This is a genomic window from Shewanella sp. HN-41 (genome assembly GCF_000217915.1).
GTDB lineage: Bacteria > Pseudomonadota > Gammaproteobacteria > Enterobacterales > Shewanellaceae > Shewanella.
The window spans coordinates 24597-36883 of record NZ_AFOZ01000034.1 but is presented as its reverse complement, the minus strand read 5'-3'; the positions used below and the strand labels follow the sequence as shown (position 1 = coordinate 36883).

7 protein-coding genes are annotated in these 12287 nt (G+C 45.1%); 4 read left to right on the top strand and 3 right to left on the bottom strand.

The features are described from left to right. Nucleotides 1-117: 117 nt before the first annotated feature. Complete coding sequence (locus SOHN41_RS12905) at nt 118-426, bottom strand: EscU/YscU/HrcU family type III secretion system export apparatus switch protein (RefSeq protein WP_007649642.1); 309 nt, start codon at nt 424-426, stop codon at nt 118-120. Nucleotides 427-474: 48 nt separating this feature from the next. Then, nucleotides 475-2676 carry a hypothetical protein gene (locus SOHN41_RS12900; RefSeq protein WP_007649641.1) on the bottom strand — a complete coding sequence of 734 codons (2202 nt, stop codon included), beginning with the start codon at nt 2674-2676 and terminating at the stop codon, nt 475-477. Nucleotides 2677-2898: 222 nt separating this feature from the next. On the opposite strand from SOHN41_RS12900, the gene SOHN41_RS12895 reads away from it, so the two are divergent. Both SOHN41_RS12895 and SOHN41_RS12890 read left to right on the top strand, forming a co-directional pair. After that, nucleotides 2899-3681, top strand: coding sequence for a VacJ family lipoprotein (locus SOHN41_RS12895; RefSeq protein ID WP_037459093.1), 783 nt, complete (start codon nt 2899-2901; stop codon nt 3679-3681). 121 nt (nt 3682-3802) lie between these two features. After that, nucleotides 3803-4906: a response regulator gene (locus SOHN41_RS12890; protein WP_007649637.1), complete on the top strand. Its 1104-nt coding sequence runs from the start codon at nt 3803-3805 to the stop codon at nt 4904-4906. 849 nt (nt 4907-5755) lie between these two features. Here SOHN41_RS12890 and SOHN41_RS12880 read toward each other — a convergent pair. Next, complete coding sequence (locus SOHN41_RS12880) at nt 5756-7225, bottom strand: peptide MFS transporter (RefSeq protein WP_007649636.1); 1470 nt, start codon at nt 7223-7225, stop codon at nt 5756-5758. A 469-nt stretch (nt 7226-7694) separates the two neighbouring features. On the opposite strand from SOHN41_RS12880, the gene rfaH reads away from it, so the two are divergent. Both rfaH and SOHN41_RS12865 read left to right on the top strand, forming a co-directional pair. Further along, nucleotides 7695-8195, top strand: a complete 501-nt coding sequence (gene rfaH, locus SOHN41_RS12870) for a transcription/translation regulatory transformer protein RfaH (protein ID WP_037459087.1) — start codon at nt 7695-7697, stop codon at nt 8193-8195. A gap of 1245 nt (nt 8196-9440) precedes the next feature. After that, on the top strand, nt 9441-12200 hold the full coding sequence (locus tag SOHN41_RS12865; protein WP_007649621.1) for an SLBB domain-containing protein: 2760 nt from the start codon (nt 9441-9443) through the stop codon (nt 12198-12200). The last annotated feature ends 87 nt before the right edge of the window (nt 12201-12287 follow it).

Genomic DNA, 12287 nt, shown 5'->3' with positions numbered 1-12287 from the left:
AAAAAGCGCTGCACTAGGACACCACTTCGTGACTCTAGGACGCTCACAAGCTTGCTCTAGGATCTAGCCCCTAGAAGCGCAGCGTCCTAGCAGGGCGGAGCCCGCTCTGCATATTCTCTAAGCTTTCTCTACAATTTTTTGATGCATATTATTCCATTGCTCAGGAAATTTACCGTCAAGCATATAGACGAAGGCGATGAGTTCTGCGATAAGCAAATACAGTTCTTTTGGGATCTCTTCGCCCAGTTCTAATAAGCTCAGAAACTGGCTCAGATGGGGATCTTGGTGAATATAGACTCCAGATGCCTGGGCAAGAGCGATAATTTCTTCGGCGATAAGCCCCTCACCTGTGGCAACAATTTTAGGCGCGTTTTTGCCATCATAACTTAAGGCTACAGCCTGCCGAGTTTTATTGTCTTCATTCATATCAGAATATCCAGATTGTTATTGCAAGTATTGTCATGATGCTTCCCACTATGCCTTTGTTTTAACAAGAAAGTGGTCACCTGGAAGTAAGGTCGCTGGCACTTGGGCTATTTGAGTCGAGAGTTCTCCTGGCGTAAATCCAATTTGTGATAACTTTTGTCCTAAGGGCATTAGAAAATTATCAACCTTGTTTAATAGCTGTTGATTATTCCCTTTAAATTGAATATCTAACGTCTGTTGGTGACAGCGAGCTGAGATAAGTAACGGCCCCTGTGCCAGATTAAACTTTAGCTGTAAATGCCAGCCTTTCTGTTTTTGTTGTTTATCGTTATCCGCATCTTGCTCGAATTTTCCTTCGAGTTGCTCGTGTCGCTGATTTATTCCATAGGGCAGTGCAAAATACCACACGATATTACCGTTATTTTCACTGCTCGCTTGTTGGTATAGGTGCAAACTAGAGGCGAGTTGCCCCATGGTTTCGAGACCGCCAGCCTTGCTGAGTTGGTTAAGTAGCTGGGTCGAAAAGCCTGTTTTAGCTTGCAGTAGTTCAAGGTAATTAGCCAGTTTTTGGCTGACAACATTATTTGTACTATTTGCCCTAACACCAAGTAGCAGTTGAAATAAGGAGGTAATCGCACTCGCATTCACAAAAAGTGCAGCTTGATTTATTTGTGGTGTCGCAAGATTGAGCGTAGCGAGCCCGAGAATATCGGCCTTAAGCGCCTCGGGAACGCTTAATTGACTCAAAGGCTGTGGGCTTAATTGCGGTAAACGTTTGAGCAGCTCCGCCGCTAAATTGAGATGGTTGCGTAGAGTGAGCTGATCAAGGGGCAAGGCCCCCGCTTTATTAAAGGCCTTTTGTAGTACTTCATTGACAGATATCCCCGCCTCATTCGCCTTATTCCCCTTTTGCTCGGTCACTTGTCCCTCTAAAGCCGTTAAGGGTTGCAGAGGAGATTGCTGTGCCGCTGTGTCATTCGACTTGGAAGTAAGGCCATTTGCCATTGGTGGGACTAAAGGTTGAACTGGTGCCGAATTGGCTGAATTGGCTGAATTGGCTGAATTGGCTGAATTAGGTACAGATGTTTGAGCGACGGGTTGAAGCAGCGTTTTATCGGCAGAGCGGTTTCCTATCTCTTGATGGGGAGTGCTTTGAAATAACCCCTCCTGGAGTGATGCCGCAGTAGCCGCACTCTGTGCCGAGTTAGGCGCCACATTCTTGGATAAAACAGTATTAGTTGCAAGAGGAGGGGGTGAAACGGCATCCGCTAGAGTCGCGACTTTTCCATCGACACCGAGGGTTGTTAGCTTGAGTTCTGTGCCTGCTGGTAAATGACTCTGTGGTGATTTAGTCAGACTCGCTTGCCCAGCATCTATATTTGTTTGTCCTAGATCTAGGCTGCCTTTGGTTGTGCTTGTGGCTGATGTCGAGTCTGGTGCGGGTCCTAATACACTTGTCGATATTGGCTGTATCATCGAAGCGCCAGAAGGTAAGACTCCTGAGGCTGTCGTTTTAGGTATTACTCCGGTTGTTGAAGTCACTTCTGCTTGAGGAACAAGACTTTCCAGTTTCCGTAGGAAAGTAGCAATGATCTGGGCTGGCTCAGTTTTAGCGATGATAACATTGGCTGCTTGTTTATCAATTATGGGAACTTGAGTTTCATTTATTGGATCGCCAATTAGAATATCGAGTTTGCTCAGTATTGGGGTCAGTACTAAAATGGGCCGCCCCTGGGATAGGGATATTTTCGCTTGATATTCCCCCGCGCTAAGTTGAGTCTTCGGATCCTGTTGGATGACTGTCCCATTTGCAAATTGAAATTCTTTATTGATAACAATGGCATTAGGAAGTGGATAGCCCTGAGCCCGCCCCGCAAGCGCATACAGTTGTTCTAAGGTTATACCATTTTGCTGTGCTAACTGTGTTATCGCTTCGGGTAGCTTTAATGTCAGTGGTGTGCCTAGGGCGAGCAGTTGAGCCGTTTGATTAGCGCGTATTGTTGCTGCTTGGGTAGTGGCAGTCGCCGCTTGAGCGACTAAAAAATGGCTCGCGGTGATCAAAGCTTGTCTTTGCTGTGTATTTACAAGCTTTAAATTATATTCTGTACCGTTTAGAATAATACTGTCGCCATCTGCCGAAACAAGTACTTCAGCAGGAATGGGACGTGAGGATACATTAGAGGCATCTGCTGGTGACGCCGAAGTGGCCCGCGGTGCATTGACAGTATTGATGAGTGGAATTGACTCCATGTAAAGACCTTTACTAGTTTATCCTGTGGCATATTATTTTGAAAAATTAACAATTGACCAAAATATTTTGCCAAGTATGCTTATGCGTTTTGTGAAAACGATGGCAATTTTTCTGTCATGCTAGAGTATGCCACTAAGTGAATGATCTCTATATCGTCACTTACCCATAGCCACTTTAGCGAAAACTCGATATCGAAGCAGTACATTTATTAAGAGAGCAATATGAAGTTGAGATGGATAGGGGGATTTTTAGGATTAATACTATTGCCCAATGTTTATGGGGCAGAAGTTTCTGCACCCGATACGACCACAGAGAACCCCTCGACTGTAAAAATTACCTATGATGACCCACAGGATCCCTTTGAGGGCTTTAACCGCGTAATGTGGGACTTCAACTATTTGTATTTAGATAGATATATTTACCGTCCCATTGCACATGGTTACAACGACTATATCCCCATGCCAGCCAAGACAGGGGTAAATAACTTTGTTCAAAACCTAGAAGAACCCAGCAGCTTAGTCAACAATGCCTTGCAAGGTAAGTGGAGCTGGGCCGCCAATGCGGGAGGCCGTTTTACGATCAATACCACGGTTGGGCTTTTAGGGATTATCGATGTGGCAGATATGATGGGGCTGCCACGCAAGCAGGACGATTTTAACGAAGTGTTAGGCTACTATGGCGTACCTAATGGTCCATATTTTATGGCGCCTTTTGCGGGGCCCTACGTCGTGCGAGAACTCGCGTCAGATTGGGTGGATGGTCTATACTTTCCATTATCAGAGCTAACAATGTGGCAGGCCGTCGTAAAATGGGGGCTAAAAAGTCTTCATGCTAGAGCAACCGCGATTGATCAGGAAAGGCTTGTCGATAATGCACTCGATCCCTATACCTTTGTGAAAGATGCGTACTTACAGCATATGGACTATAAAGTCTATGATGGTGATGTTCCACAAAAACAAGATGATGATGAGTTGCTCGATCAATACATGCAGGAACTTGAGTAAACCTATGCGCTGTACTTGGCTGCCAGCATTTGTAACAGCCAAGATCTTGCCGTATTGAATGATTCTTCCGATGTCATGATTGAGTTATTGCTGCCGCAATGAATTTTATTCGGGAATCTTTATGGCGTTAAATGGTGTTTCAATTCTGTGGGTTGAAGATGATCCTGTCTTTCGGCAAATTGTCGCCACGTTTCTCAGTGGCCGAGGTGCCGAAGTTGTACAAGCCTCTGATGGTGAGCAGGGGCTGAGTATTTTTAAACAGCAACGTTTCGATATCGTCTTAGCTGATCTAAGTATGCCTAAACTGGGCGGGCTCGATATGCTTAAGGAAATGGTTAAGCTCGAACCCTTAGTCCCTTCCATTGTGATATCGGGTAATAATGTTATGGCGGATGTCGTTGAGGCATTACGCATTGGTGCATGTGATTACTTGGTTAAGCCTGTTCCCGATTTATTTATTATTGAGCAATCCATTCGACAAGGGTTACAACGTACCCACAATGATGACCCCATGTTGGTGGATTTCGATGCGTTATCCCACCAAGAGCTCAACGATAACTTGGCACTATTAGAACAAAGTGTTGAAGCCGCGAAACAAGTTCAGCAACAACTGTTTCCCGCATCCAATATCAGCTATCCAGCGGCCAAGGTGGATTACAGTCTATTCAAGAATAGCGATATTAGTAGCTATTTTATTGACTCAACCATGGTGGGCAGTGAACACTTGATCATGTATATGGCGCATCTTTACCCTGAGGATAATCGAGCCGCCTTTGCTTGCGTATTATTAAGAAGTTTTGTTAATCAAAAGCTTAAAAACTATCGTAGTGGCCAGAGTAAAACGATTATTGAGCCATTTAATATGCTGAGTTATCTCAATGAGCGGCTGGTTAAGTCAGGACTCGATATTACAGTCGATATTATCTATGTCTCCATCGAATTAACTAAGTATCGTGCCGCCATTGCCCAGGCAGGTAAGGGGCTGAGATGCTATTTACGTAATAATGAAGGACTAAGCCCCTTAGCCCTTTCGGATAGCTTACAGCTGGGGATGCTAGATTGGGGTAAACCCAGTATTCAATTCCGCACTATCTTGCCACAAGAACAACTCTGTATTGCCACCAGTGACGCGCAACATAAACAGTACCTGCTGGAGAATAAATTTAAAGGTTTGGTTTATGATCCGACGATACCCGCTGGCGGATTTATGCAGTTAAGCTTATAGGAAGCTAAAGCTAGGACGCCAAAGCTAGGCTGCTATAACGCTGCAAAAAGCACCGCGGCTAGAATCTAGGGTGTTGCTTCGCAATTTCTAGGACAGGACGCTTCGCTGCTAGAATGCCACTTCATGGGGCCGTTCCTCTGTCATTCCCGCGCACGACTGCATGGTCAATGTTGTTCCATACAAATATGACATTTCTACCCTCCATGGTGGTCAGATACAGAAGATTGCACTCTTTAATCAGAAAAAATGCAGGAGCCGTTATCGACACGGGAATCCAATTTCCTTCGTCATTCCCGCGCACGCGGGAATCCATACTAAGGTCTTTTGATGGTTTAAAGTGTGGTGACTTAAAAGCCAAGAGCTGGATCCCCGCGTTCGCGAGGATGACGGCGTAAGAGCAGAATACTCTGCTTTTTCCGTAAGCGTAGTGTTCTGTAATCCGTACACCGTGAGCGCAGCGTTCCGTTATCCGTAAACGAAATGTTCTGTCATCTATGGAGCAGCAGTGCTTTCGCGAGGATGATGGGGTAATAATCGCGAAGAGCGGAGCACTAGGACAAAACAAAAAAACGCTGCATTTCGGCAGCGTTTTTTGTTTTATCGCAATCTAAGATTATTAGCACTGTAGAATCTGGGCGCCATTACGTGGCTCTAGACTCTAGCAGCGAAGCACTCTAGCTTCTACGAACGCTGCTTTACAGCTACAGAACGTCACTTCGTGACTCACGGTTTACGGAACGGGCTTCGCCCTTACCGTCAGTGAGCTTGCGAACGTTCCGTAATCCGTCGACCGTAAGCGCAGCGTTCCGTCAACTGTGGACGAAGTGTTCTGTATGCGCTCTGCTTTTCTTATCTCTTAATCGCTTCGTGTTCGCCAGTGATGGCAATTTCATCTTCTAACGCTTCAGCTTCAGAGTGATGCTTAGTCTCTGCGCCGTGCATCCAATCAACCAACTTATCCGCCATAAAGTACAGAATGACGCCAGACAGTGCCGCAGTAATCGCAATACCAGAGAAAATCGCCATCGCATTAGCCAGCTGTTCCTCAACTTCACCGCCATGGCCGATAAATGAACCGACAACGCCACCGATCTTGTTAGCAGCGGCAACGAATAGGAACCAAGCCCCCATCATTAACGATGCAATACGTAGCGGTGCGAGTTTGGTCACCATAGATAGGCCGATAGGTGATAAACACAGCTCGCCCATAGTATGGAAGAAATAAGCGCCGACTAGCCACCACATGCTTGATTTAGCAGATGCATCGCCGCCCATTTCGACAACGGCGCCAATCATAAATAAGAAACCAACAGCCAGTAGCACTAAACCCAAGGCAAACTTAACAGGAGAGTTAGGTTCATTCTTACCTAAACGAACCCAAATAGAAGCGACAACAGGGGCGAAAATTACGATAAACATCGCGTTTAAAGACTGGAACCAAGTTGTAGGCACTTCCCAGTCACCGATCATTCGATCGGTAAAATTGTTAGTGAATAGGTTCATCAGGCCGCCAGCTTGTTCAAAGCCTGCCCAGAAAATGATAGTGAACAAACCCATCACCATAATGACCTTGATACGGTCGCGCTCCACTTTTGTCAGAGGTTCTTTACGAACTTCACCTTTTTCTGCCGCTTTTTCGCGCTCAAGTCTTGCTGCTGGAACTCGGCCAATATCGCCAAGTAATTTCTGGGCAAACACAAGTTGGATAATGAGTGACAGGATCATACCAATACCAGCACAGATAAAGCCGGCCTGGAAATTACCATCATAGGCAGCAATCACTGAACCGACGATAATGCCAGAAAGGAAAGCCCCAACGTTGATACCCATATAGAAAATGGTGAATGCACCGTCACGGCGATGATCGCCTTCTTCGTAAAGATCGCCAACCATGGTGGAAATATTCGGCTTAAACAAGCCGTTACCAAGGATTAATGTGCCTAAGCCAACATAAAATACCTCAGTGGACATGCCAGCAACCCAAGCATGGGGTGTACCTAAAATAAATTGTCCCGCGGCCATCAAAGTACCGCCAATCATAATGGCACGGCGTTGACCCAAAAAGGTATCTGCCAACCATCCACCTAAGAGCGGCGTTAGGTATACAAGACCAGTAAAAGTACCATACAAAGAAATCGCATCGGCTTGAGACCATCCAAGACCATGACCGCCTTCGCTTTGTACTTTATCGACTAAATACAACACCAAAATGGCGCGCATCGCATAATAACTAAAACGTTCCCATAGCTCTGTTGTAAATAGCAGGAACAATCCTTTGGGATGCCCAAGCATTGTCCCTTGTGGTTTTGCTACGCTCATGAAGTTTCCACCTTAAGCTTGTGATTGCCTGTGGGCCCCTGAAACAGGATGATGTCGCCACAGAAAAATGGTTGTTGCTTATCCCATAATCCCCTTGAGTAACATTTTATCTAATACAAAAAATCAGAATAAAATTGTTGAATTACTGCAGGTTACGTATGAGTTATTGTTACGTTCTTATAATAAAAGTAATATTTTAGGCGTTAAATTAAATGTTTTCGCTAAAATCCCACCTTATATACCCCTTAAAAGCAACTAAAGTCAATTTTGGCTTGCCAACTGGTGACATTATCAGCAATTAGCCGCTAACACTGATTAGTGCTGATTTTGCTAATATATCTGACATCTGCTCGCATACCGTTCAGCAAAGCCGAGGAAGTAAAAAACTACTTCCATCGGTATTAGCAACTTTGCTATGATTGCGACCCGTGAATGGACATCACCTAACATAGGGTAGTGAGAGCAGTTAATGAAGGCATGGTACCTTTTGTATTGTAAACCTCGTAGTGAAGCGAGGGCACAACAGAACTTAGCACTTCAAAATTTAGAGACCTATTTGCCCATGGTCTCTGAAGAGAAATCTCAACGTGGTCAGAAACGGATCTGTCGCGTACCGCTATTCCCAAATTATTTATTCATCAATTTTGACCCAAGCCAGACAAGCGTCAAGCAGGTCCATTCTACTCGTGGTGTGAATCGTATCGTCAATTGTCGGGAAAAAATGACGCCCATTGATGACCGCATCATTCACGCCATTCGCATGAAAGAGTTAACGCCTTCCCAAACCGTTTTAGTCGATGCACCAGAACTAAAAACGGGGGAGAAAATTCGCTTTAAAGATGGCCCATTTGTTGATTTAGAAGGTATTTTTCAAGAAAAATGTCCAAATAAACGCTGCCATGTTTTATTTAATATCATGGGGCAGGTAAATACCTTAACTGTTCCAGAGCAATCGGTTGAACGAATTTAAGTTTGTGCTGAAGCTCAAACGCTTTAGTAAGAATTCTGCTTAGTAGCTTGTGAGACATTGGCTATAGCGGTGTAAAGTGTGTTTGTTTTTTGTAAATTAACTTTTAAGGTAAATCGTTATATTTCACTGTGTTAGCGAGTTAATTTTTTTGAAAGCTTTTTTATTTCTCTTATTCGATGGGAATTTGAGCTACATGACTTGCGTTAGCGCATAAATCAGTCAACCGAGGTAAGCCGTTTACAGTAGAATTCCGCAAATTGATTTTTGCGGCTAAAATTTTTTGTACAACTAAAGTTTTACTGTGGTTAAGCCACCAAGGATTTAAGATAGGTTGCTAACATCAACCAATATTGTACTGATGTTGATACAGCCATTTAAGTCTAAATGGTCACTTAAAGCGATAAAAGCCGAAGGTGCGTGATATGTGATATGGTCTGTCTGAACCACAGACTAACCACTGCAAGTGAATTTAGAAACACAATATAGATACACAATATAAATAGAATACTAGGCCCCTTAAAAATTAAGGTGCCAGATTTTAAATTGTAGTATCACACTAAAAAATATGAATTTTCGCACTGCGAAGGGCAATTTAGAGGCCGCAATCTATGGGCGGTAGCGTGCCTGAAAGGCATCGAATGAATAGTTTCATTCGTTAAGCGAACGCCGAAGGCCTCTGGCCGCCACGCGGATCGGTAGCGTGCCTGAAAGGCATCGAATGAATAGTTTCATTCGTTAAGCGAACGCCGAAGGCCTCTGGCCGCCACGCGGATCGGTAGCGTGTCTGAAAGCAAAGACGGATGTGCTTCGTAACTTCTCGGCACGCCGCTTTTCTCCTTGCGATCCTAAGTTCCTTCGTCATTCCCGCGGACAACTGCATGGTCAATGTTGTTCCATACAAAATATGACATTTCCACCCTCCATGGTGATCAGATGCAGGAGGTAGAACTCTTTAATTAGAAAGAGTGCAGGAGCCGTTATCGACGCGGAAATCCATACTAAGGTATTTTAATGGTTTAAAGCCTAGTGACTTAAAGCCCAAGAGCTGGATCCCCGTGTGCGCGAGGATGACGGCATAGAGAGTTGGGTGCTTAGCATTTCCGTAAGCACAGCGTTCTGTGAGTGAGCCTGCGAATGTTCCGTATGTTATAACTAAGTGTCAGTCAGCGTAGCGTTCCGTCAACTGTGAACGAAGTGTTCTGCTTTTTACTGTTTTTACATTTTCAATCCAATCGGAGATATCTGGTGTTACAACAAGTCAAAAAATACATCAAAGCGGTTCCAAGGGCCGCAATATTAGTTGGCCTCGGCGCCACGATATTGATGGGCGCGCAGGCGCAAGCCGTTACGCCCTCTCCGCAGATGATCGAGCAATTTAAGCAGTTGCCTAAGGCTGAGCAACAGCGGTTAGCAAGGCAATATGGGATTGACCCTAGCATTATTTCGGGTAGCCAAGCTCAACCACAGGTTGTTAATCCACAGGTAGTTACATCCCGTGACGTGACGCCGATAACCACGACGGCAGAACAGAAAGAAAAAGTTGATCTTGATTTCTCCGTCGATTCATCAAGCTTAAAATTACGCCGCTTTGGCTACGAAATGTTTGCTGGTGAGCCGAGCACCTTTGCCCCCGTATCAGATGTCCCCGTGCCTGGAGAATATTTGGTTGGCCCAGGTGATAACATCAAGGTTCAGCTCTACGGTAAAGAAAACAAAGAATACGATTTAGTGATCAATCGTGAAGGTGTGATCCAATTCCCTGAGTTAGGCCCGATTCCAGTGATGGGGCTGAGCTTCTCAGAACTCAGAGATACACTTTCACAACGCATCCAACAACAGATGATAGGTATTGAGTCCAATATCACCATGGGTGAATTGCGTTCAATTCGAATTTTTGTTGCTGGTGATGCCTATAAACCCGGCTCTTATACTGTTTCTAGCCTATCGACCATCACCCAAGCCCTATTTGTTGCTGGCGGAGTCAATGAAATTGGCTCACTGCGGAATGTACAGTTAAAACGAAACGGTAAGTTAGTCGGTACACTCGATCTCTATGATTTATTGTTAAAAGGCGATGCATCGGGTGATTTGCGTCTACATTCTGGCGACGTCGTCTTTATCCCTTCGATAGGTGGTTTAGTCAGCGTATCGGGTGAGGTCAGACGCCCTGCTATCTACGAATTGAAGAAAAATGAGACCATGGCGGATGTGATTGCCATGGCAGCAGGATTAAATCCAGGTGCTTACCCCAAAAGCAGTTCAGTCGAGCGTTACAATAGCAAGTCACTCAAAACTATCGTGAATGTTGACCTCACCACTGAACAGGGCAAAATGACGCCCGCTAAGGCTGGTGATATTATCCGCGTTAAAAGCGCATCAGAGCAGTATGAAAGTGCCGTTACCGTTGTCGGCGCCGTTGTTCGCCCTGGCAAATACCAATGGGTTGGGGGCCAAAAGATCAGCGATATTTTGCCTTCATTATGGGGGGATTTAGCGATATCCGCCGATTTGGACTACGGTCTGTTGGTGCGAGAAGTTAACCAATACGGCGATATTGAAGTTTATCAATTTGCACCAGGTAAGGCGATTGGCACTAAGGATAGCAAGCAAGACTTAACCTTAAATCCGCGTGACAAAATTATCATTTTTAACTTTTCAGATAATGAGCAAAACCGTTACGAATTAAATAAATTAGTGAAGCAGCGAGTTGCTAAAGTCACTTCGCTCAATAGTGATAGCCTATCGGGTTCCGACTTATTCAACACTGGTTTTGCTCAGCTTGAAGATGTTAAACTCAGCAAACGTGGTCAAATTGCAGGCGTTGTTGTTAATGATGCACCGAGGAATGAGCAGGTAACCGTAGTTAAAGGTGTTGTCAGCAAAATGTTGGCAAATCTCTTTGAAGATAACGAGTTACTTAAATTAAGCGACCAGATGCGTCGCCAAGAGTTGCTCTATCCTGTGATGGTCAAACTCAATAACCAAGGTCGTGCAGGTAAAGGCACTCAAATTGTCGCCATCGATGGCCAAGTTAAGTTACCCGGAGCTTATCCCTTATCTGTCGGCGCGAGAGTATCCGATTTAATTACCGCCGCGGGTGGTTTAAAGGAAGGCGCTTATACCGTTAGGGCCGAATTAACCTCGACAATGACGGATAATGAGGGCTCAAAGGTCGATCATCGTAACCTCGATCTGGAGTTAGCACTACAAGGGGATGAAGCGGCAAATGCGCGTTTAGTGGGTAGAGACATACTCACAGTGATGACAACGCCGGATTGGCAAGAGAGTAAAGTAGTTGAAATCCGTGGTGAAGTGAAATTCCCCGGTCGTTATAGCATTCGTCGAGGCGAAACCCTAAGCGATTTAATAGCCCGTGTTGGCGGCTTTACTGATTATGCCTATCTGCCCTCTGCGGTATTCGTGCGTGAGTCTGTACGTCAGCAGGAACAGATTGAAATTAAAAAGCTTGCCGATCAACTGCGCCGTGATATTGCCACCCGTGGTGTATCAAAAGATGGCGCCGTGGTGAATTACTCCGATGCTCAGTTAATGTTGGCCGATCTGGAAAATATCAAAGCTGTTGGACGTTTAGTGGTCGATTTGCCCGCAATTTCACTGGGCATTAAGCAGGCCGATCTACAACTAGAAGATGCCGATATTTTATATGTACCTTCCACTAAGCAAACTATAGCGGTAATGGGGGAAGTGCAACATCCGGCTACGCACAGATATAAAGAAGGGCTAACGATTGACCAGTATCTGGCAATGTCTGGCGGCTCAAGAAAACGCGCCGATGAAGATCGTACTTATATCATCCAAGCCAATGGTGCAGTGTCAATGCCAAGCCGTTCTAACTGGTTTAGCAGTGGTGAACAACTGCAACCAGGTGATACAGTCATTGTTCCGTTAGATACCGAGTACAAAGACAACCTAACCCTTTGGACACAAGTCACCGGCATTATCTACAACACCGCAGTCGCAATCTCTGCCATCGCAGGGCTATAGAACGAATAATCTAGGACGGCCTTTGGCCTCTAGAGCGTTGCTTCGCAACTGCTAGGACGCAGCAAAAAGCGCTGCTCTAGGACGCCA

Bases quoted from the DNA above. Each gene is read 5' to 3' on its own strand.
- SOHN41_RS12880 (WP_007649636.1), bottom strand. From the start codon at position 7,225: ATGAGCGTAGCAAAACCACAAGGGACAATGCTTGGGCATCCCAAAGGA.
- SOHN41_RS12890 (WP_007649637.1), top strand. From the start codon at position 3,803: ATGGCGTTAAATGGTGTTTCAATTCTGTGGGTTGAAGATGATCCTGTC.
- rfaH (WP_037459087.1), top strand. From the start codon at position 7,695: ATGAAGGCATGGTACCTTTTGTATTGTAAACCTCGTAGTGAAGCGAGG.
- SOHN41_RS12905 (WP_007649642.1), bottom strand. From the start codon at position 426: ATGAATGAAGACAATAAAACTCGGCAGGCTGTAGCCTTAAGTTATGAT.
- SOHN41_RS12900 (WP_007649641.1), bottom strand. From the start codon at position 2,676: ATGGAGTCAATTCCACTCATCAATACTGTCAATGCACCGCGGGCCACT.
- SOHN41_RS12895 (WP_037459093.1), top strand. From the start codon at position 2,899: ATGAAGTTGAGATGGATAGGGGGATTTTTAGGATTAATACTATTGCCC.